Source organism: Alcanivorax sp., from assembly GCF_014762765.1.
Lineage (GTDB): Bacteria > Pseudomonadota > Gammaproteobacteria > Pseudomonadales > Alcanivoracaceae > Alcanivorax.
Genome location: NZ_JABURH010000070.1, coordinates 1 through 20,764, shown reverse-complemented (window position 1 = coordinate 20,764; position 20,764 = coordinate 1). Strand labels below are relative to the sequence as shown.

Here is a 20,764-nt window from a genome sequence, read left to right as displayed (position 1 = left end):
GGTTCAGAGAGAGTGCCGCTCTCCCTTGACGGGAACATGAGTCGTGCCCGCCAGAGTGAGGCGACTGAATGCCATTGACACCAGAACGATGATGGCTCGTTGCATTGTTCTCTCCTGTTGGCCCGGTACAGCAATAGGATGCGTGGAAAGAACGGGTGTTACACCGCGGGCGATGACAGCAAGCGTGACGTTACCCTGTCAGCAACAGGGAGCTCCATCGTTGCCGGCATCGTTATCTTCAAAGGGAACGTTCAATCCGCACCCTTCAAAGATGCCGTAATGGGTGTCGAAGTTCCCGACGAAGGTGAAATGCTCGGCGAAGCGGCTTTTCTCCAGCATCAGCCAGGTATTGCCGCAGACCGGAAATACCTTGCCGGTTTCCATTACATGGTGATCGTCCAGCATGAACGCATGGGGATGCTGCTCCACGGTGCCCTGATAGATCACCGCCTGGCCGTAGTCTTCGCAGGCCGGTTCCAGCCCTTCAATATTGAACAAACGGTAGGTGGCAGAATAAAAACGTTGTTGACCGAGGCGGGACTCGATGTCCGGGTTTTCGATGGTGAGCCGACGGGATTCCACCAGCCGGGGATCAGCAAAGCCGTTCTGCTTGGCCAGGTTGATAAAGTCATTCCAGTACAGAGCGCCGGCCAGACATTCGCCATACAACACCGGGTCGTTGAGGAGCGGTTGTGGCACGCGACGATCTGCATACACATCCGAGAAAAAGAACTCGCCCCCGGGTTTGAGCAGGCGTTTCACGTCACGGATGACCTTGGGCTTGTCAGTGCTGAGATTGATCACGCAGTTGGAAATAACAATGTCGAAGTAGCCGTCTTGCAGATCCAGTTGATCCAGCTCTTCGATATATCCCTTCAAAAAGCGCACATTGCTTTTCGCATAGCCGAAAACGTCCCGGTGGTAGTCCTGATGACGTTTGGCTACCTCCAGCTGTTCATCGGTCATGTCCACGCCCACCACTTCACCATGCTCGCCGACCAGGGCGGAAAGGAGATAGACGTCGCGCCCGGAGCCGGAGCCCAGGTCGAGAATACGCATCCCCTTCAATAGCTGGGGAGCTACCAGACCGCAGCCGTAGTAGCGCATGACAACTTCATCATGGAGCTGCGCAAGAAGGGGTTTCAGATAGGCCGGTGGCTCCTGGTCACAGCAAGCATTGGTCTGCAGATCGTCACTGGAGTGCAGCTGTTGGCCGTAGTAGTTCTGTACCTCTTCACGCATTGTTGATCCTCTGGTGGGTGCATCGGTGTAACGTATGATCAGTGGGAATGATGGGGCCCGATGACATATTGATGCCGTCTCTCTGATCAGGTTACACCGACGAGCGTCCTTGACTGTAATTTTTGCGTCAAGATGGCATCCAAAGCGACAGGAAAAGGTGAATAAGGACGACGCATGCTCGGGAAGACGTTGAAAGGCTTTTTATTGGTGTGGCTGTTGAGCGGCTGCCAGCCGGCAGAGGACAAGCTGGTCATTACCGGTTCTAGTACCATCTCGCCGTTAATGGCGGAGCTGGCCGAGCAGTTTGAAGCACAAAGCGGCATTCAGGTGGATGTGCAAAGCGGTGGTTCCGGTCGCGGCATCAGCGATGCCCGCCAGGGGCTGGCGGATTTCGGTATGGTCAGCCGGGCGCTGAAGACAGATGAGCAGGATCTCACCGCTCACCTGATCGGTCGCGACGGCATCGCCATGATCGTTAACGCGGCGAACCCGGTGACCGCTCTCAGTAATGCGGAAATTGTCGCCATTTACACCGGGGAACAGCAAAACTGGTCATCATTGGGTGGTAATGACGCTGCCATCACCGTGGTGCACAAGGCGGATGGTCGCTCTACCCAGGAGCTCTTTCTGGCCCATTTCGGCCTGAACAATGACCAGGTGCAACCGGATATGGTCATTGGTGAAAACCAGCAGGGCATCAAGGCGGTGGCCAATGATGTGAATGCCATTGGTTACGTGTCCATTGGCACCGCCATCTACGAAGCGGATGCCGGCGCCCCCCTGCGCTTGCTGCCCCTGTCCGGTGTGCCTGCCACACTGGAAAGCGTTGATCAGGGGCGCTATCCCCTGAGTCGGGAGCTGAATCTGGTCAGCCAGGGCGAGCTGTCCGAGACGGCCAGCCAGCTGCTGGACTTCATGACTGACCCGGACCGTGCTGCGACCTACCATGATTACTACTTCCTCCCGGTTTCACGCTGATTCGCTGCTGAGCTGGCTGCTGCGCCTCACTGGCGCGGCGGCGGTGCTGGTGCTGGGCGGCATCGTGGCCGTGCTGTTGATACAGTCCGCGCCCTTTCTGGTCGAGCATGGCAGTGCCCTGTGGCGCAACGACTGGCAGCCTGGCCAGGCCCGTTATGGCATGGCGGCCATGATTGCCGGCTCCGTGCTGGTGAGCGTGCTGGCGCTGGTGATTGCCGGCCCGCTGGCGGTGCTGCTGGCGGCCTGGCTACGCTATTTCGCGCCGCTGATTCGTCGGCCGGTATTGGCGTTGGTGGAGCTGATGGCGGGGATTCCGTCGGTGGTGTATGGGCTGTGGGGGATGCTGGTGCTGGTCCCCTGGATCAATCAGTGGGCGCCGCCGGGGGCGTCCTGGCTGGCCGCCTCGCTGGTGCTGGCACTGATGATTCTGCCGCTGGCGTTGCTGGTCACCGACACGGCGCTGGGCCAGTTGCCCGCCCGTTATCTGCAGGCGGGGCAGGCCCTGTCCCTGTCCCGGGTGGGTATGCTGCGCCGGGTGCTGTTGCCCCAGGCCGGGCCGGCCATTGTCAGTGGTCTGGTACTGCAATTTGGCCGCGCTCTGGGGGAGACCATGGCGGTGTTGATGGTGGCCGGGAATGTGGTGCAGTGGCCCACGTCCCTGTTCGACCCGGTGCGCACCCTGACCGCCAATATCGCTCTGGAAATGGCCTATGCGACCGGGGACCACCGGGTGGCCCTGTTTGTCAGCGGGTTGTTGCTGCTGCTGGTGACGGCGGTGCTGTTGATGTTGAGCTGGCGTCTGCGGGGAGAGCGGCATGAGATGGCCTGACCGCCTTGCCGGCATGATCGGCGGGCTGCTGTTGCTGGCGGTGCTGGTGCCCATGGGCCTGATGTTGTGGTCCTTGCTGGAGCAGGGTGCCGGCGTGCTTTCCATGGACTTCCTGCTGGAAGACCCGCGCCAGGCGGGCCGCGCTGGCGGCATTGCTGCGCTGCTGGTCAGCACCGGCTGGATCCTGGCAGTGTGTCTGCTGGTGGCGGTGCCGGTGGGGCTGGGCTGTGCGCTCTATCTGAGCGAGCAGGTACCGGCGGGCACCCGCCGTGCCCAGTGGCTGGGCGGGGTGCTGGATATGCTGGCGGCGGTTCCCTCCATCGTTTACGGGCTGTTTGGTTACCAGTTTTTCGCCATCAGCCTGGGGCTGGGTTTCTCCATTCTCAGTGGCGCTCTGGCGCTGGCGCTGATGGTCTTGCCGCTGATGATACGCAGTGCCGAGCAGGCCCTGCGTGGGGTGCCGATGTCCTACCGGCAGGCCAGTGAAGCTCTGTCGATCAGCCGCTGGGGCTGGGTCAGGCGCATTCTGGTGCCCCAGGCGGCACCGGGCATTGCGGTGGGCATTATTCTCAGCATTGGTCGGGCATTGGCGGAAACCGCCGTGCTGCTTTTCACTGCCGGTTATGTACTTCGTCAGCCGGATTCGTTGCTGGATTCCGGCCGGGCATTGAGCGTGCACATCTATGATCTGGCCATGAACGTACCCGGCGGCATGCCCCGGGCGGCGGCCACCGGCCTGGTGCTGGTGGCCATACTGGTGATACTGAATCTGCTGGTGCGGCGCTGGCTGCGCCCGGCACAAGGAGCCTGGCAATGACGTCCCCGACCCTGGAACTGCAACAGGTCTCCGTCTATTACGGCAATCAGGCTGCCATAGAGCAGGCCAGCCTGACGGTGCAGGCTGGCGAGCTGATGGCGCTGGTGGGCCCCAGTGGCTGTGGCAAGAGCAGTCTGCTGGCCAGCATCAATCGCATGACGGACAGCCTCCCCGGGTGCCGGGTCAGTGGCACCATTATGCTTGGCGGAGAGGCGCTGTCTGCCAGCCAGGATGCCACGGCCCTGCGCCGCCGGATTGGCATGGTGTTCCAGCAGCCCAATCCTTTTCCGCTCTCCATTATCGACAACCTGCGTTTTCCCCTGGCGGAGCACGGTGTGCCGCGCCGTGAGCGCGACCCCCGTGCCGAACAGGCGCTGCGGGCGGTGGGGCTGTGGGAGGAAGTCAAAGACCGGCTGTCGCAGTCGGCGTTGGGATTGTCCGGCGGGCAACAGCAGCGGCTGTGCATTGCCCGGGCGCTGGTGCTGGAACCGCAGGTGCTGCTGCTGGACGAGCCCTGCTCGGCGCTGGACCCGGTGTCCTCGAAAGTGGTGGAAGAACTGATTGTGTCGCTCAAGGGGCGTTATACCCTGTTGATGGTGACTCACAACCTGGCCCAGGCCCGACGTATTGCTGACAGCGTGACGGTCTGCTGGGTGCAGGAAGGCTGTGGCTGTGTGGTGGAATCCAGTGGCTGCCGTCAGGTGTTCGAACACCCCAGCCACCCCATCACCGCGGCCTATTGTGCCGGGGAGGCCGGCTAGCATGATGGATCGGATGACGGATATCTGGCGCTCCTGGCGGAGCTTGCCACTGTGGGTGCAGATCTGGGTGGCCGGCATACTGGTACCAGTGAATGTGCTGCCCTTTTTCCTGCTGGAGAGCGTTGTGGGACAGGCCGGGGCGCTGGCCGCCTTACTGGTACTGGTGACTAACGGGCCCCTGATGTGGGTGTATCGGGGCATGAACAAGGTCCTGTCGATCCCGCACCTGATTGCCTGGGGACCGCTGGAAATCTATCTGTTGATGCTGTTGGCGAATAGTGACTTCCGCGCTGAAGCCTCCTCCATGGAGTTGGGCCTGGCTGCACTGTTGCTGGTTATCAATGGTATCAGCCTGGTGTTCGATGTGATGGACAGTGCCAAATGGATGGCGGGGGATCGGACGACGCCTGGCATCGCGGGTGACAATTAATCGCTCTTGCGAATATTTCACCGGGAGTAAGTCTTCTTCGCATCAGTAAGGGGCAGGCTAGCCGGACTAGTGGTCTCTTGATGCGTCCAGCTTTTTGAGAATGGCTTCTGTGCGGGCATCGTCTAACGGTGTCTCCTCGCGGGGCAGAAAGCCCAGCAATGCACGTAGCTGCCTGACATAGCGTCGGCAATGGCGGCACATAATCAGATGCAGGCGCAACGCAAAGCGCTCGCGGCGGCTGATCGGCGTGCCATCAACCAGGGCGTCCGCCTTTTCAACGAGGTGTTGGCATTTCAGCATTCGCCTGTCTCCTGGAAGTGATCCACCATTTCGAATAATCGGGCCCTGGCCCGATGAAGCAATACCCGAACATTCGATGCACTGATTTCCAGCATGTTACAGACATCGTCTGCGGGCAGGCCTTGCAGATCGCGCAGCTCCAGCACCAGACGTTGGCTGTCCGGCATGAAGTGCAGGTGTTTTTCCATGCAGCGGCGCAGTTCTTCGCGGGTCAGCAGGTTTTCAGGACTGGACAGTTCCCAGTGCTGTGGAGGGTGCTGCCAGTGGCCATCACCGTGAAAGCGATGCGCCAGAGCGTCAGGATCGTTGGTGGGATCAAACTGAATTTCCCGCCCCCGCTTCCTGAGCATCATTTTTGCCTGATTGATCACGATCCGCGTCAACCAGGTGCGCAGCAGGCTGCGCCCCTCGAATTTTGCGATCGCCCTATGCGCGGCAATCCAGGCATCCTGCACGGCTTCTTCGGCATCAGCCGGGCTGAGCAAGGTGCGTGCAGTGGCCAGCAACATGTTGTGATGGCCTTTGACGAGTTGGCCAAAGGCAACCGGGTCTCCCTGACGAAGTTTTTCGATAAAGCGGGGATCTTCCAGCTGGGTATCGGCCATTGGCAGTTCCGGTTGGCTAGCGGGGGAGGAGGTTGCTGGGGTCGTCTTCGCCGTCGTCTCCCTGGTGCAGCATGACCAGACGGCGCAGGTGCTGCATGTCGTCTACGGAGGGACGGTTGAACATGAGGCCGATTTCCAGACCCTGTTGGCGTTTCACGGTGCCGGGTAGGGTCAGGTGGATATCCGAATCCTCCAGGGTGATGGTCAGGGTGACCGGGGAGGCGTCCGGCAGGGCCAGCGGCTGATTGCTGTGAACCTGGGCACCCATGACGGACAGGTCCACCAGTTCCACCGCAAAGGTGTCCTGCTGGAAGATCAGTGTGGCTTCACCATCAAAGGCAACGCGATTGGCCCGGCGCCGTTCATTCATGTTGTTTGTCCTTGTCGATCCCCGCACCCCGGCGACGCTCCTGTTGCCGGGGTGACCCTCTCTCGTCTTACACCTCGATACGCTTGTATTTCATGCGCTTGGGCTGCAGGGCGTCGTCACCCAGTTGCTTGCGCTTGAACTCCTCGTATTCGGTATAGGAGCCTTCAAACCATTCTACCCGTGCATCCCCCTCAAAGGAGAGAATATGGGTCGCCACCCGATCCAGGAACCAGCGATCGTGCGAAATCACGATGGCACAGCCGGGGAAGGCCAGCAGGGCTTCTTCCAGGGCCCGCAGGGTTTCCACGTCCAGATCGTTGGTGGGCTCATCGAGCAGCAGCACATTGGCGCCCTGCTTGAGAAGTTTGGCAAGGTGCAGGCGATTTCGTTCCCCGCCAGACAGGTCGCCGACGCGTTTCTGTTGATCGCCACCCTTGAAGTTGAAGCGGCCCAGGTAGGCGCGGCTGGGGACCTCGTAATTACCGATCTTGAGGATATCGTTGCCGTCTGAGACTTCTTCCCAGACAGTCTTCTTGCTGTCCAGGTCCTCGCGGCTCTGGTCCACGTAGGCCATTTGTACGGTGTCGCCAGTAACGATTTCACCGCTATCCGGGGTTTCCTGGCCGGCCAGCATGCGGAACAGGGTGGTTTTACCGGCACCGTTGGGGCCGATAATGCCGACGATGGCGCCACGGGGAATCTGGAAGCTCAGATCTTCGTAGAGCAGTTTGTGGTCGAACTGCTTGCCGACACCGTGTAGCTCGAAAACCTGCTCACCGAGACGATCACCCGGTGGGATATAGAGTTCCTGGGTTTCGTTGCGTTTCTGGAATTCCTGGCTGGCCAGTTCCTCGAACGCGCTCACCCGGGCCTTGTTCTTGCTGCGCCGACCTTTGGGGTTCTGGCGTACCCATTCCAGTTCCTTCTCCACGGTCTTGCGGTGGGCCGATTCGGATTTGGCTTCCTGCTCCAGGCGCTTCTCTTTCTGTTCCAGCCAGGAGGAGTAGTTCCCTTTCCAGGGGATGCCTTCGCCGCGGTCCAGTTCCAGAATCCATTCGCAGGAATTGTCCAGGAAGTAGCGGTCGTGGGTCACCGCCACCACAGTGCCGGGAAACTCGTGAAGGAAGCGCTCCAGCCAGGCCACGGACTCCGCGTCCAGGTGGTTGGTGGGCTCATCCAGCAGCAGCATGTCCGGGGCGCTCATGATCAGGCGGCACAGGGCCACCCGGCGGCGTTCACCCCCGGACAGATGCTCGACGCTGGCATCCCAGGGTGGCAGACGCAGGGCGTCGGCGGCGATTTCCAGCTTGCGCTCCAGGTTATGGGCATCGCTGGTTTCGATGATGGCTTCCAGCTTGGCCTGCTCGGCGGCCAGCTTGTCGAAATCCGCATCTTCTTCCGCGTAGGCTGCATAGACTTCGTCCAGGCGCTGCTGGGCACTGAGGATCTCGGACAGGGCTTCTTCCACGATTTCGCGGACATTCTTGCTTGGGTCCAGTTCCGGCTCCTGGGGCAGGTAGCCGATATTGGTGCCCGGCTGCGGCCGTGCTTCACCCAGATAATCCTTGTCCACGCCGGCCATGATGCGCAGCAGGGTGGATTTACCTGAGCCGTTCAGGCCCAACACGCCGATTTTGGCGCCGGGGAAGAACGACAGGGAGATGTCTTTGAGGATGTGCTTTTTCGGCGGGACAACCTTGCCCACCTTGTCCATGGTGAAGATGTACTGGCTCATAAACTCCGACCGCAGTGTCATTGAGTGTACGGGGCCCTGCGGGTCCCGTCGGAATGGCGCCTAAGCTAACGGAAAGCGGCGCCGAGTGAAAGGCTGCGGGCCCCGGAACATCAGGAGGTGGGTAGCTTCTGGCCCCCTACTGAGGGGAGTTGCCAATGCCGCTGCCGAGAAGGATCCGGATGATGTCCTGCTGCTTGTTGACGCCGAGTTTGTGGAAGATACCTTTTAGCTGGGTCCGGACGGTGGCCAGACTGACGCCTTTCTGATTGCTGATTTCCTTGAGATCCAGACCGTTGGTGAGCGCAATGGCAATGCCTGCTTCTTTGCGGGTCAGGCCAAAGGCCAGGGTTAGTTGTTCCTCGGAGGCATTAAAGGAAGCGCCGGGGTCAGACAGGTAAAGCACCACCAGCCCGGGTTCTGCCGGGCCAAACTGCGAATGCGGAGTCTCGTGACAGGGAACACCAATCAGGGTAAGGGGGTGGTTGCGTTCCGGATGGCGCAAACCAACAGCCTGATCTTGCGGCCAGGGGGAGGGCTCGGGTGTCTCGCGCAGGCGAAGCAGCATTTCCTGGAGCTTCAGCTCGTCTTCCGGGTAATAGGCCTTGAAACCTTGTTGTGTTTGCACCAGAGCAGGATGGGTTTCCAGCAGCAGGGTAGCCAGGTCATTGCAGTAGCGGATGCGGTTGTCCTGGTCGATGATGACCGTGCCCAGCATGACTTTGGACAGGGCGTACTGGAGTGTTTGTGCCCGGCTTTCCTGAAGGTGCAGCTGTCGCTGGATCAGCAAGGCCCGCTGAAAATGGGGAGCCAGCTGATCCAGCAGCTGCAGTTCCCGCTCTGTGAAGGGTTCTGCCTTGAAGGAGCGGTGAACGCCTATACCTACATGCCAGTGATCATCGTTGAAGAAGCTGATGGCGGCCACGTAGCCCAGATCGTTGGGTTTGGCGATCAGCCGGTAGTAGAGCGGGTGGGCCAGGCGGGCCTCATCATGTCGGGAGACCAGGCCGGCTTTGCCAATGGGGCGAAGACTCTGGATCTTATAGATAGGATCATATTTGGCCATGCCCAGCCGATAGGATAGCTCGGCAGCTTTGGGTAACCCGTAACTGGCCATCATGTAACGGGTATTCTGGTGGTAGTCCTCCACGTGGATGCCGCCGGACTTGGCATTCAAGCGCCGGCACAGCTCGGTAATGACCTCCTTCCAGTGCTCGGGGTGGTGGCAGGCTTCATAAATATCACCGATAAACTCAAGAATCTCTTCTGCGGTACCCTCTGCCGCATTCCCTCTGGCTCGTTCCATGGCGCTCCCCGCAGCACTATTTTCAGCATTATCAGTGGTGCAATGGGCACCCGACACTCACCTGATGCTGCTTTCCCTTAGAATTATTATGGGTATTTCACTTGGCCATCAGTGTAGGCAGGCTGCCCCGCTGTTGGCAATAAATGTGATACAGGTCTCAACAATGGAGTGATGAACGGGCCGGAATAATGAAGGCCTGTCATGGAGAAATGAAAGGCCTTCATGTGCCAAGACGCTGGCTTTTGGGTAGAATACGCGCCCCAACCCATCTCTTTGCATGCTGACAGGTAGCCCATGTTCCCGAAATCCATGTCCATCGCCGAGTTCGACCCGGAAATCCAGGCGGCCATCGAGGCCGAGGAAGTTCGCCAGGAAGAGCATATCGAGCTGATTGCCTCTGAAAACTACGCGTCTCCACGGGTCATGGAAGCCCAGGGGTCCGTGCTGACCAACAAATACGCGGAAGGCTACCCGGGCAAGCGCTATTACGGCGGTTGCGAGAATGTGGACGTAGTCGAGCAGTTGGCCATCGACCGGGCCTGCGAACTGTTTGGTGCCGATTGGGCCAACGTGCAGCCGCATTCCGGTTCCCAGGCCAACGGCGCGGTCTACATGGCCATGCTGCAGCCGGGCGACACCGTACTGGGCATGAGCCTGGACGCCGGTGGCCACCTGACCCACGGTGCCAAGCCGAACTTCTCCGGCAAGACCTACAACGCGGTGCAGTATGGCCTGGATAACGACACTGGTCTGATCGACTACGACCAGGTGGAAGCTCTGGCCCGTGAGCACAAGCCGAAGATGATCGTGGCCGGCTTCTCCGCCTACTCTCAGGTCGTGGACTGGCAGCGTTTCCGGGATATCGCCGACGAAGTGGGCGCCATCCTGCTGGTGGACATGGCCCACGTGGCCGGTCTGGTTGCTGCCGGCGTGTACCCGAGCCCGGTGGGCATCGCTGACATCACCACCACCACCACCCACAAGACCCTGGGTGGTCCCCGTGGCGGCCTGATCATGGGCAAGGCCAACGAAGAAATTCAGAAGAAGATCAACTCTGCAGTGTTCCCTGGTGGTCAGGGTGGTCCGCTGGAGCACGTGATTGCCGCCAAGGCGATCTGCTTCAAGGAAGCCATGCAGGCTGATTTCAAGGGCTACCAGCAGCAGGTAGTGAAGAACGCCCAGGCCATGGCCAGTGTGTTCATCGAGCGTGGCTTTGATGTGGTTTCCAACGGAACCGAGAACCACCTGTTCCTGCTCAGCCTGATCAAGCAGGACATCACCGGCAAAGATGCTGACGCAGCCCTGGGCCGCGCCAACATCACCGTGAACAAGAACGCTGTCCCTAACGATCCGCGTTCCCCGTTCGTCACCTCCGGCCTGCGCATCGGCTCCCCGTCCATCACCCGTCGCGGCTTCAATGAAGACGACGCCAAACAGCTGGCCGGCTGGATTTGCGACATTCTCGATAACATGGGCGATGAGTCCGTGATCGAGACCGTGAAGGGCAAGGTGAAGGAAATTTGTGCACGGTTGCCGGTGTATGAGCGGTAATTGATAATTGAGAATGGATAATTGATAACTGGAGGCCACGGATGGCTGAAGGTAGTGTGGCGCGGGAGAAATCCCGCGCTTTTGCTTTGCGGGTGGTGAAAGTGTGTCAGTACTTGCAAGAGCAAAAGCGGGAATATGTGCTAAGCAAGCAACTTTTGCGCAGCGGAACAGCTATAGGTGCATTAGTACGGGAAGCTGAGCAGGCCGAGAGCCGGGCAGACTTTATTCATAAGCTGTCCATCGCGCTCAAGGAGGCCAGTGAAACCGAGTACTGGCTTGATTTGCTCACTGAATCAGGTTATTTCGAGAGACATGCGGGAGGTTCAGTGCTCAAGGATGTTGATGAGTTATTGAAACTGCTTACCTCGATTATCAAAACCACCAAGAGTCGGAGATAGCGGGTTTTCGTTATCAATTATTAATTATCAATTTTCAATTGGGGTTTCCATGTATTGCCCGTTTTGTTCGGCCCAAGACACCAAAGTGATCGATTCGCGTCTGGTCGCGGATGGCGGGCAGGTGCGTCGTCGGCGTGAGTGTCTTAGCTGCAACGAACGCTTTACCACCTTTGAAACGGCGGAGCTGGTGATGCCGCGATTGGTGAAGTCCGACGGCACTCGTCAGCCATTCGATGAAGCCAAGTTGCGGGCCGGCATGTTGCGGGCGCTGGAGAAGCGGCCGGTGAGCATGGAGGATCTGGAGGCGGCGATCAGTCGTGTCTGTCACCGCTTGCGGGCCACCGGGGAGCGTGAGCTGCCGGCCCGGGAGCTGGGCGAGTTCGTGATGGAAGAGTTGCAGCAACTGGACGATGTGGCCTATGTGCGTTTTGCGTCCGTGTATCGCAGCTTTCAGGATATTTCCGAGTTTTCCGCAGAGGTGGATCGACTGCGCGGGAGAAGTGACAAGAAAGAGGATTAGGCTGGGAGCCTCTAAACGCCTGTTCTTGTTGTGGGAGGCGATGCTTGATCGCTTCCCACTGAAAATCCAGAAGCGTTGAGATTTTTTCAAAGGCGCCCTGAAACATAAAGCCACCGGTCACAGCCTTGTGACGGGTGGCTTTTTCGTTGTGCTGCAAGAAGGCTCCTTAGCTGTGCAGCCATTGGGCAAGCAGCAGATACAGTGGGATGCCTGCCAGCACATTGAACGGAAAGGTAATGCCCAGTGATGCAGCCATGGAGAGGGTGGCGTTCGCCTGAGGCAGGGCGACGCGCATGGCTGCGGGCACTGCAATGTAGGACGCGCTGGCTCCCAGAACCGCAAGCAGGGTGATGCCGCCTACTGACAGGCCCAGCCCGTGGCCCAGCAGGGCACCCAGTCCGCCTGCCAGTAGCGGCATGAAGATACCGAAGGCGGTCAGAAACGGGCCGTCCTGCTTGAGCGCGCCCAGTTGCTCCGTGGTAATCAGCCCCATCTTCAGCAGAAACAATGCCAAAGCGCCCTGGAACAGGTCCATGAAGAAGGGGGAAATCTTGCTCAGACTGTCGCCGGCGAAGGCACCGATCAGCAGGCCGCCAACCATCAACACGATCCCCGGGCTGAGCAGGGTTTCGTGGGCCAGTTGGCGGTTGGCCAGGCCGACGGATAGCCCCTTTGCCAGTACCAGGCCGACAATGATGGCGGGAATTTCCAGCAGCACTACAAACAGAGGAAAGTAGGGCTCGTAGGCCACGCCTGCGGCATCCAGCACCGCTACGGCGACTGCATAGGTGGCCACACTGACGCTGCCGTAATGGGCGGCGATGGCGGCCGCGTTGATCCGGTTCAGGCCGCCTACATAGCGCAGCAGCGGGAAGGCCAGTAGCGGCAGAACCACGCCGAAACCCACCACCAGTAACGATTCCCGGACAATCCGCAGGCTGGCATGTTCCGCCAGGGCGGCGCCGCCCTTCAATCCGATGGCCAGCAGCAGGAACAGGGTCAGGCTTTGATACAGGCCGCCGGGGAAGGGAAGGCGGACTTTCAATACGCCAGCGGCCAGTCCCAGCACGAAGAAAAGTACTACCGCATCAAGCTGCATAGCTGTCCCCGCCTCGCTGGGCGTCAGTGATGGCGGCCGGGTTGCGTCCTGCCAACCAGGCCAGCGGCAGTAAGGCGGTGCCGATTACTCCCAGCGGAATGCCGGCGTGCCCGTTGGCAGTGAGGGCCATTGCCAGGCCAAGGTTGATCAGGGCAACGAGGAGAATAAAGAGACGCTGTCGGGTGTGTTGTGGCATGAGACCTCCTGGAGTCAAAACGGAGGCTATTATCCGAGAGAGAAAGATTAGATAAAAATAGATACTATCTAGTTTTAATATAGATAAAGGTCTATTTATGAGTCGGTTGCATGCCCGCGTGGGCACTCTCAGGCAATTGGAAATTCTGCTGGCGGTGCATGAGGCGGGCACCGTGACCGGGGCCGCGGAAGTGCTGCACCTGACCCAGCCCACGGTATCCATGCAGCTGCGTAAACTGGTGGAGGCCATGGGCATGCCCCTGTACGAGCAGCAGGGCCGCAAATTGCGCTTCACCGATGCGGGGTTGGCGGCGGTGGCCAGTGCGCGCCGGGTGCTGGAGGAGTTCGAACACCTGGATATGACCCTGGCGGATCTGCGCGGGCTCAAGGCTGGCACCCTGCGTCTGGCGGTGGTCAGCACCGCCAAGTATTTCGTGCCCCATTTGCTGGGGCCCTTCTGTGCCCGGTATCCCGGCGTGGAAGTGTCTTTTCATGTGGGTAACCGTGAGCAGATCATTGAGCGGCTGGAGCAGGGGCTGGATGATTTCTGCGTCTTCAGTCATGTTCCCGGTGGTCGCCCGTTGATCTCCAGTGCCTTTCTGGATAACCCGCTGGTGGCCATTGCCGCTGAGCACCATCCGCTGACCCGTCGCTCCCATCTGACCCTGGATGACATTGCCAAGGAGCCTTTTCTGATGCGCGAGCCCGGCTCCGGCACTCGTCATGCCATCGAGCACTATCTGCAGCAGCAGGGCAAACAGCTGAACGTGAAGATGACGGTGGAAAGCAACGAGGCCATTCGCCATTCGGTGATGGCCGGGCTGGGTATCTCGATCCTGTCGGCCCATACCCTCAATCTGGGCGGTTGGGTGGGGCTGGCACCCTTGAAGGTGGTTGGTCTCCCCATCGTTACCCAGTGGTACCTGGTGCGGCCTTCCGGGAAAAGGCTCTCCATCGTGGCGCAGGCATTCCAGCAGTTCATGGCCAGTGAGGGCAGAGCGGTGCTGGCGGATTTTGTGGAGGATGCGGATCGCTTTGTTGCGGCACCGGACTCTCGCATCCAGTAGAATGCCCGCCATGTTTACGCGTTTGGATACTCAATACATGGCCCGCGCCCTGCAACTGGCGGAGCAGGGACTGTACACCACCGACCCCAACCCCCGGGTAGGGTGTGTGCTGGTGCGCGATGGTGAGATTGTTGGCGAGGGCTTTCATGCCCGTGCCGGTGAGCCCCATGCAGAACGTCATGCCCTGGCCGCAGCGGGCGAGCGGGCGCGTGGTGCCACCGCCTACGTGACGCTGGAGCCCTGTTCCCACACCGGTCGTACCGGGCCCTGCGCGGATGCGCTGGTGGCCGCCGGAGTGTCCAGGGTGATCGCCGCCATGGAAGACCCGAACCCCCTGGTGGCGGGCAATGGCATGCAAACGCTGGCGGCGGCGGGAATCGAAACCGCGTCCGGCTTGCTGGAAGCCGACGCGCGGGCCCTGAATCCCGGCTTTATCTCGCGCATGAGCCGCCAGCGGCCCTATATCCGCGTAAAGATAGCTGCCAGCGTGGATGGCCGCACAGCCATGGCCAGTGGCGAGTCCCAGTGGATTACCGGCCCGGCAGCCCGTGAAGATGTGCAGCGGTTGCGCGCCCGTAGCTCCGCAGTGATTACCGGCGTGGGGACGGTGTTGGCGGATCGTCCCTCTTATACCGTGCGTCCGGATCAGTGGAAGCGTGCGGATTATCATCGCCAGGCAGATAGCCAGTGGGTGCGCCAGCCCCTGCGGGTGATCCTCGACCGTACCCTGCAAACACCGCCGGATGTGCCGGTGGTCAGCGCCCCCGGACATTGTCTGCTGGTGGCCGGCGAGCAGCATCCGGGGCGCCAGAATGCCCTGGAATCCGCCGGTGCCGAGGTGATGCTTTTGCCCGCCTCCGGGTCCGGGATCGACCTGCAACAGTTACTGATCGAACTGAACCGGCGCGAATGCAACGAAGTACTGGTAGAATGTGGCGCCACGCTGGCCGGGGCCTTTGTTCGCGAGGGGTTGTTCGACGAGCTGATCGTCTATATGGCGCCGGCCCTGCTGGGCTCATCGGCGCGCCCGCTACTAGGTTTGCCGCAACTGGCCAGCATGAGCGAGAAGGTGTCGCTGAAGTGGCAGGACGTGCGGCGGATCGGTGATGACCTGCGGCTGACGCTGACGCCAGTCTGATGGAATTTCGCCGTAGGAGCGGCGCTTGAGCCGCGAAGCGCTTCGGTAAGGTTTCTGCAGTCGGTTTCGCGGCTCAAGCGCCGCTCCTACAGCCTGAAATGACGAGGTTTTTCCATGTTTACCGGCATTATTGAAGCCATGGGCAAGGTTGCGGCCATGACCCCGAAGGGGGGCGACGTGACCCTGCTGATCAAGAGCGACGCGCTGGATTTTTCCGATGTGCAGCTGGGTGATTCCATTGCCGTTAACGGCGTCTGCCTGACCGCCACGGCCTTGCCCGGTGGCGCCTTCGAGGCGGATGTGTCCGGGGAAACCCTGTCGCTGACGTCCCTCAAGCAGATTGCCGTAGGCAGCAAGGTAAACCTGGAAAAGGCCCTGACACCGACCACCCGGCTGGGCGGTCACCTGGTCAGTGGTCACGTGGATGGTCTGGGCAAGGTCGTGCAGATGAAGCAGGATGCCCGCTCGGTACGCATCGATATCGAAGCCCCGGTGGAGCTGGCCCGCTACATTGCCCACAAGGGCTCGATCACAGTGGATGGCATCAGCTTGACGGTGAACAGTGTGGACGGTGCGGTATTTTCCCTGAACATCATCCCCCATACCCAGGACGTGACCACCATCGGCCAGTGGCAGGTGGGGACGCCAGTGAACCTGGAAGTTGATATAATCGCCCGCTATCTGGAGCGCCTGTTGCTGGGAAACAAGGCCGCCGAGCCCAATGCGGAAGGCATCTCCATGGCGTTTCTGGCCGAAAACGGGTTTTTGAAGGGCGGCTGAGCCGCCAGTAACGAGCCGCAAGCGACAGGCTTCAACGCGATAAAAGCGAGTTGCCATCAATTGCAGGCTTGGAGTGCGCGAACATCGCGTACCGGAAAGACAGGGTTCGCACTGGTTTTCCTTGTAGCTTGCGGCTTGTAGTTTGCAGCTCATCACCGGTGAAAAATGCAGAGGAAGTGCAGTTTGCTTCCACGCTAAATAGGTCGAGTACCACTATGCAGCTCAACAGTATTGAAGAACTGATCGAAGACATCCGCCAGGGCAAGATGGTCGTCCTGATGGATGATGAAGACCGGGAAAACGAGGGTGACCTGGTGATGGCCGCCGAGCATGTGACTGCCGAAGCCATCAACTTTATGGCCAAGTACGGCCGTGGCCTGATCTGTATGCCCATGTCCCGGGAGCGCTGCGAGCTGCTGGAGCTGCCGTTGATGGTGCAGAGTAATGGCAGCGGTTTCGGTACCAAGTTCACCGTGTCCATCGAGGCCCGTGAAGGGGTGACCACCGGTATTTCCGCCGCGGACCGCGCACGTACCGTGCAGGCCGCCGTGGCCCGCAATGCCCGCGCCTATGACATTGTTCAGCCTGGCCACATCTTCCCGCTGATGGCCGAGCCCGGTGGCGTGCTGCGTCGCGCCGGTCATACCGAGGCGTCCTGTGACCTGGCCATGCTGGCCGGCTGCGAGCCTGCGGGGGTGATCTGTGAGGTGATGAACGAAGACGGCTCCATGGCTCGCCGGGAAGATCTGGAAGTGTTCGCCAAGGAACATGACCTGAAAATCGGCACCATTGCGGACCTGATTCAGTACCGCGCCCTGAACGAGAAAACCATTGAGCAGGTATCCGATAATGCCCTGGATACCTGGTATGGCGACTTTCGTCTGGTGGCTTTCCGCGACACCGTGGACGGGCTCACCCATGTGGCACTGGTGAAAGGCGAGATCAGCGAAGACCGGGAAGTGACGGTTCGGGTGCACCAGGTGGACCCGTTGCGGGATCTGATGAGCGCCAAGATGAATGGTCGCACCGGCTGGAACATGCATCGGGTGCTGGAAGCCGTTTCCGAGGCCGATGCCGGTGTGGTGATTATTCTCGGCCAGGATTATGAATCCCAGGACACCGTGGAGCGCCTGGAGAGTTTCTTTGGCGGCACCGCCGCCAAGCCCAAGGGTGAATCCCGTGCCTACCGGAATATTGGCACCGGCTCCCAGATCCTCAAGGCCCTGGGCGTGCGCAAGATGCGCCTGCTCAGCTCGCCGATGAAGTTCAACGCGCTCAGTGGCTTCGATCTGGAAATCACCGAGTACGTGGAAGCGGATAGTTGAGACAAGTCGGACGTCTGAGGTCGGACGTCCGACGACAAGTTCAAGAGCGTCAGGCGTCAGACTTCCGACGTCCGGCCCCAAGTTAAATACTGCGTCGGTAGCCGTGAGCCACCGGCACTGACAGGAAGGCAAGCATGCAAAACATCAAGACCCTTGAAGGCACCCTGAACAACGTTGGCGGTCGATATGGCATCGTCGTGGCTCGCTTCAACAGTTTTGTGGTGGAAGCCCTGCTGGAGGGCGCAGTGGATGCGCTGGTCCGTCACGGTGTCAGCCCCGATGACATCGAGATCATCCGTGTCCCCGGAGCCTGGGAAATGCCGGTGGCAGTGAAGAAGATCATCGAAAAGCGTGACTACGACGCCGTGATCACCCTGGGTGCGGTGATTCGCGGTGGCACCGCCCACTTCGAATATGTGGCCGGCGAAGCCGCCAAAGGCATTGCTGCCGTGCAGAACGCCACCGGCGTGCCGGTAGTCTTCGGCGTACTGACCGTGGATACCATCGAGCAGGCCATCGAACGTTCCGGCACCAAGGCCGGCAACAAGGGTGCCGAAGCGGCCATGAGCGCGCTGGAAATGGTCTCCCTGTTTAAGGCACTGTAATTATTCGGGACGCGGCGCGGGGCGCAGGCGTCCCGCACCACTTCCTGACGTTGAGGCAGCATGAACAATCCTTCCACACCCAGTGCCCGCCGCAAGGCGCGCCGATTCACCATGCAGGCCCTGTATCAATGGCAGCTGGCCGGTGCCGCGGTGAGCGACATCGAAGCCCAGTTCCTGGCTAACCAGGATTTTGCCAAGGCAGATCGCGAGTACTTCCATGACCTGCTGCACGGGGTGCCGGCCCAGGTGAAAGAGCTCGACGAGCTGCTCACGCCCTATCTGGATCGCCGGGTAGAGGAGCTGTCCCAGATCGAGAAAGCGATCCTGCGACTCGGCGCCTACGAGCTGAAAGAGCGCCTGGATGTGCCCTACCGGGTGGTGATCAACGAAGGTATCGAACTGGCCAAGGTGTTCGGTGCCGACGATTCCTTCAAGTACGTCAACGGCGTACTCGACAAGCTGGCGCGCAAGCTGCGCTACCAGGAAGCGTCAGAACGTCCTTTCCGCGACTGAGCGGGTGCGTGCAGGGTCCCCTGCGCGCTATGCTTCTTCCATGACAGACACCCCAAAGCAGCAGAGCCTGGATGAGTTTTCCCTGATCCGGCGCTACTTTCATCGCCATGGTCACCACGGCCCGGATGCCGGCGTGGTGCTCGGCCCCGGTGATGATGCAGCCATCCTGGCTCCCCCTGCCGGTCAGCAACTGGTGATGACCCAGGACACCAGTCTGGGGGGGCGCCATTTCCCCGACGACATGGATGCCGCCGATGTGGGTTACCGCTGCCTGGCGGTGAATCTGTCCGACCTGGCGGCCATGGGTGCCGATCCCCTCTGGTTTCTGCTTTCGCTGACTCTGCCTGATGTGGATGAAACCTGGCTGTCCGGCTTTGCTGATGGCTTGTTTGCGCTGGCGGATCAGGCAGGGATCTCCCTGGTGGGCGGCGATGTGACCCGGGGCCCGTTGTCCGTTTCCATCCAGGCCACCGGGGCAGTGCCGCCGGGTCAGGCCCTGCGTCGTGATGGCGCGCGGGTCGGCGATCGCATCTGTGTGGGGGGTGTCACCGGCGCAGGCTTGCTGGGTTTGCAGCAATGGCAACAGGGGATGCGCAGTGGTGCCGCCATCGATCACTTCCGTCGTCCGTCTCCGCAACTCAGTCTGGGGCAGGCGCTGCGGGGCCGGGCCACGGCATGCATTGATATCTCCGACGGGGTGTTGGCGGACCTGGGCCATATCCTGGCCGCATCCGGTAATCTCGGTGCCTGTTTGCAGAAAGATGCCCTGCCGCGGGCCACTGCTGTGCTGGCCGGTTGCAGTGAGGAAGAGCAGCTCCGTCTGCAATTACAGGGCGGCGATGATTACCTGCTGCTTTTCACTCTGCCGGCGCAGGAAAAGCTGCCGCCGGGCTGCTATTGTCTGGGTGCGGTAGAGCAGCAGGAGGGCCTGCGACTGGCAGCCCCGGATGGAACAATAACCACGTTGCAAGCCAGCGGCTGGCAGCACTTTTGATAACGCAGGGTGGGTGTAGGGTGCAGTTCGCCTTCGGCTCAGTGCACCCTACGTCATAATGAAAGAGAAATGTCGATGGAACTGAAACGCCCGAAGATGACAAACCCGGTCCACTTTCTTGCTTTCGGCTTTGGCTCCGGGTTGGCGCCCATTGCGCCGGGCACTTTCGGTACGGTGGCGGCCATGCCCATCTGGTGGCTGTGTGCCCAGCTGCCACTGTGGGGCTATTTGCTGGTGACGGCGTTAATCATCGCGGTGGGGCCGTATTTGTGTGGAAAAACCTCCCATGACATGCATGTGCATGATCACCCCGGCATTGTCTGGGACGAAATTGCCGGCCTGCTGATAACGATGATTGCGGTGCCGGTGACCTGGTGGGGGGCACTGGCCGGTTTTGTGGCTTTTCGGGTTTTCGACATCATCAAGCCCTGGCCCATCGGTTGGCTGGACCGCCGCGTGGAAGGGGGGCTGGGGATCATGGTGGACGATCTGTTGGCCGGGGTGTACGCGGCGGCGGTGGTGCAGTTGCTGATTGTGTTTCTGCCACAGTGGTTTACCTGAGCCATCGCAGAAAACGCCGTTGCTGGAGTGCGCTGCTTGCTTGATATGTTCCTTATTGCACTAACCATTGTTGCCCTAATATCGTTTTGTCACTACCGCTGGCACGAAAAGGATAGCGCCAGGCGGGGTTAGCTCTTAGCCTGAACGCATAATAACTGACCAACCGCAGGCAGGGATTTGCCATGTCGGATACCGATCCCCGTTCCAGGCGGGTGGTGGTGCCGGGGGTGCGCTGGTTACGCTTTCCCCGGCGCCTGGAAACGGAATACCGTGAATATCAGTGCCGGGAAGCCGTAGAGGGTTTCCGGGTCAACGCCTTTTATATTCTTCTGCTTTATGTCCTGCTGATCACCGGTATCTATGCGCTGGCACCGGAAGCGGTGCGCGGCCGCTGGCTGGCAACTTATATCTGGGTGGGAGTCATCGTGCTGGTGGCCGGTGGTCTGGCCCAGGTGTCGGCCCTGAATCGTTACTTTCCCTGGTATGCGGGGCTGGGCAGTTTTCTGGCCGTGGCTGTGTCCATGGCGATTCCCGGTTTTATCGACGGGCCGGTGGCGGTCCAGCTGGCCCATGTGTCGGTGATCTATGCGCTGGTGATTGTCTACGCCATGGTTGGCCTGCGCTTCCCGGTGGCGGTGGCGGCCTGCT

At 60.3% G+C, this 20,764-nt stretch carries 24 protein-coding genes and 1 pseudogene; 17 read left to right on the top strand and 8 right to left on the bottom strand.

The window, feature by feature from the left end:
* Window positions 1-198 precede the first annotated feature (198 nt).
* Window positions 199-1,242 carry a methyltransferase domain-containing protein gene (locus HUJ17_RS02900; RefSeq protein ID WP_290509265.1) on the bottom strand — a complete coding sequence of 348 codons (1,044 nt, stop codon included), beginning with the start codon at window positions 1,240-1,242 and terminating at the stop codon, window positions 199-201.
* 174 nt (window positions 1,243-1,416) lie between these two features.
* Between HUJ17_RS02900 and HUJ17_RS02895 the strand changes: the two genes are divergently transcribed.
* From HUJ17_RS02895 to HUJ17_RS02875, 5 genes are read left to right on the top strand one after another with little or no spacing between them, the layout of a single operon-like run.
* Entirely contained in the window at window positions 1,417-2,220 is an 804-nt protein-coding gene (locus tag HUJ17_RS02895) for a phosphate ABC transporter substrate-binding protein (protein WP_290509264.1), read from the top strand.
* On the top strand, window positions 2,189-3,049 hold the full coding sequence (pstC, locus tag HUJ17_RS02890) for a phosphate ABC transporter permease subunit PstC (RefSeq protein ID WP_290509263.1): 861 nt from the start codon (window positions 2,189-2,191) through the stop codon (window positions 3,047-3,049). The genes HUJ17_RS02895 and pstC overlap by 32 nt, the downstream gene beginning before the upstream one ends.
* Complete coding sequence (gene pstA, locus HUJ17_RS02885) at window positions 3,036-3,866, top strand: phosphate ABC transporter permease PstA (protein WP_290509262.1); 831 nt, start codon at window positions 3,036-3,038, stop codon at window positions 3,864-3,866. The genes pstC and pstA overlap by 14 nt, the downstream gene beginning before the upstream one ends.
* Complete coding sequence (locus tag HUJ17_RS02880) at window positions 3,863-4,627, top strand: phosphate ABC transporter ATP-binding protein (RefSeq protein ID WP_062815773.1); 765 nt, start codon at window positions 3,863-3,865, stop codon at window positions 4,625-4,627. The genes pstA and HUJ17_RS02880 overlap by 4 nt, the downstream gene beginning before the upstream one ends.
* A 13-nt stretch (window positions 4,628-4,640) precedes the next feature.
* Window positions 4,641-5,057, top strand: coding sequence for a hypothetical protein (locus tag HUJ17_RS02875; RefSeq protein ID WP_290509261.1), 417 nt, complete (start codon window positions 4,641-4,643; stop codon window positions 5,055-5,057).
* Window positions 5,058-5,123: 66 nt separating this feature from the next.
* On the opposite strand, the gene HUJ17_RS02870 is transcribed toward HUJ17_RS02875, so the two are convergent.
* From HUJ17_RS02870 to HUJ17_RS02850, 5 genes are all read right to left on the bottom strand, one after another.
* A complete protein-coding gene (locus HUJ17_RS02870; RefSeq protein ID WP_290509260.1) occupies window positions 5,124-5,357 on the bottom strand; it encodes a zf-HC2 domain-containing protein in 234 nt (77 codons plus the stop codon).
* Window positions 5,351-5,962: a sigma-70 family RNA polymerase sigma factor gene (locus HUJ17_RS02865; protein WP_290509259.1), complete on the bottom strand. Its 612-nt coding sequence runs from the start codon at window positions 5,960-5,962 to the stop codon at window positions 5,351-5,353. Before HUJ17_RS02865 ends, HUJ17_RS02870 begins: the two co-directional genes overlap by 7 nt.
* A gap of 16 nt (window positions 5,963-5,978) precedes the next feature.
* Window positions 5,979-6,332, bottom strand: coding sequence for a PilZ domain-containing protein (locus HUJ17_RS02860; RefSeq protein ID WP_290509258.1), 354 nt, complete (start codon window positions 6,330-6,332; stop codon window positions 5,979-5,981).
* A gap of 67 nt (window positions 6,333-6,399) precedes the next feature.
* Window positions 6,400-8,067 carry an energy-dependent translational throttle protein EttA gene (gene ettA, locus HUJ17_RS02855; RefSeq protein ID WP_290509257.1) on the bottom strand — a complete coding sequence of 556 codons (1,668 nt, stop codon included), beginning with the start codon at window positions 8,065-8,067 and terminating at the stop codon, window positions 6,400-6,402.
* Between the two features lie 136 nt (window positions 8,068-8,203).
* On the bottom strand, window positions 8,204-9,370 hold the full coding sequence (locus tag HUJ17_RS02850) for a LuxR C-terminal-related transcriptional regulator (protein ID WP_290509256.1): 1,167 nt from the start codon (window positions 9,368-9,370) through the stop codon (window positions 8,204-8,206).
* Window positions 9,371-9,664: 294 nt separating this feature from the next.
* Here HUJ17_RS02850 and glyA point away from each other — a divergent pair, with 294 nt between their 5' ends.
* The 3 genes from glyA to nrdR are packed head-to-tail and all read left to right on the top strand — an operon-like array spanning window position 9,665 to window position 11,839.
* Entirely contained in the window at window positions 9,665-10,921 is a 1,257-nt protein-coding gene (glyA, locus tag HUJ17_RS02845; RefSeq protein ID WP_290509255.1) for a serine hydroxymethyltransferase, read from the top strand.
* A gap of 41 nt (window positions 10,922-10,962) precedes the next feature.
* A complete protein-coding gene (locus HUJ17_RS02840) occupies window positions 10,963-11,319 on the top strand; it encodes a four helix bundle protein (protein ID WP_290509254.1) in 357 nt (118 codons plus the stop codon).
* 49 nt (window positions 11,320-11,368) lie between these two features.
* Complete coding sequence (gene nrdR / locus HUJ17_RS02835) at window positions 11,369-11,839, top strand: transcriptional regulator NrdR (protein WP_290509253.1); 471 nt, start codon at window positions 11,369-11,371, stop codon at window positions 11,837-11,839.
* Window positions 11,840-12,005: 166 nt separating this feature from the next.
* Here nrdR and HUJ17_RS02830 read toward each other — a convergent pair whose 3' ends face one another.
* Together HUJ17_RS02830 and HUJ17_RS02825 are read right to left on the bottom strand one after the other, a co-directional pair.
* Window positions 12,006-12,938, bottom strand: a complete 933-nt coding sequence (locus HUJ17_RS02830) for a sodium-dependent bicarbonate transport family permease (protein WP_290509252.1) — start codon at window positions 12,936-12,938, stop codon at window positions 12,006-12,008.
* Window positions 12,928-13,134, bottom strand: a complete 207-nt coding sequence (locus HUJ17_RS02825) for a hypothetical protein (RefSeq protein WP_290509251.1) — start codon at window positions 13,132-13,134, stop codon at window positions 12,928-12,930. The genes HUJ17_RS02830 and HUJ17_RS02825 overlap by 11 nt, the downstream gene beginning before the upstream one ends.
* 97 nt (window positions 13,135-13,231) lie before the next feature.
* Here HUJ17_RS02825 and HUJ17_RS02820 point away from each other — a divergent pair, with 97 nt between their 5' ends.
* The 9 genes and pseudogenes from HUJ17_RS02820 to HUJ17_RS02780 form a co-directional block, all read left to right on the top strand.
* Window positions 13,232-14,200: a LysR family transcriptional regulator gene (locus HUJ17_RS02820; RefSeq protein WP_290509250.1), complete on the top strand. Its 969-nt coding sequence runs from the start codon at window positions 13,232-13,234 to the stop codon at window positions 14,198-14,200.
* A 10-nt stretch (window positions 14,201-14,210) separates the two neighbouring features.
* Window positions 14,211-15,338 (top strand): bifunctional diaminohydroxyphosphoribosylaminopyrimidine deaminase/5-amino-6-(5-phosphoribosylamino)uracil reductase RibD, encoded by a 1,128-nt coding sequence (ribD, locus tag HUJ17_RS02815; protein ID WP_290509249.1) that lies wholly within the window; start codon window positions 14,211-14,213, stop codon window positions 15,336-15,338.
* Between the two features lie 114 nt (window positions 15,339-15,452).
* Entirely contained in the window at window positions 15,453-16,118 is a 666-nt protein-coding gene (locus HUJ17_RS02810) for a riboflavin synthase (RefSeq protein WP_290509248.1), read from the top strand.
* A 215-nt stretch (window positions 16,119-16,333) separates the two neighbouring features.
* Window positions 16,334-17,443, top strand: coding sequence for a bifunctional 3,4-dihydroxy-2-butanone-4-phosphate synthase/GTP cyclohydrolase II (gene ribBA, locus HUJ17_RS02805; protein ID WP_062815784.1), 1,110 nt, complete (start codon window positions 16,334-16,336; stop codon window positions 17,441-17,443).
* 134 nt (window positions 17,444-17,577) lie between these two features.
* Entirely contained in the window at window positions 17,578-18,048 is a 471-nt protein-coding gene (gene ribE, locus HUJ17_RS02800; protein WP_290509247.1) for a 6,7-dimethyl-8-ribityllumazine synthase, read from the top strand.
* A gap of 60 nt (window positions 18,049-18,108) precedes the next feature.
* Window positions 18,109-18,561, top strand: a complete 453-nt coding sequence (gene nusB / locus HUJ17_RS02795) for a transcription antitermination factor NusB (protein WP_035244976.1) — start codon at window positions 18,109-18,111, stop codon at window positions 18,559-18,561.
* 40 nt (window positions 18,562-18,601) lie between these two features.
* Window positions 18,602-19,555: a thiamine-phosphate kinase gene (gene thiL / locus HUJ17_RS02790; RefSeq protein ID WP_290509246.1), complete on the top strand. Its 954-nt coding sequence runs from the start codon at window positions 18,602-18,604 to the stop codon at window positions 19,553-19,555.
* A gap of 75 nt (window positions 19,556-19,630) precedes the next feature.
* A complete protein-coding gene (locus tag HUJ17_RS02785; RefSeq protein WP_290509245.1) occupies window positions 19,631-20,116 on the top strand; it encodes a phosphatidylglycerophosphatase A in 486 nt (161 codons plus the stop codon).
* A gap of 182 nt (window positions 20,117-20,298) precedes the next feature.
* Window positions 20,299-20,764 (top strand): annotated as a pseudogene (locus HUJ17_RS02780) (GGDEF domain-containing protein); the annotation flags it as partial.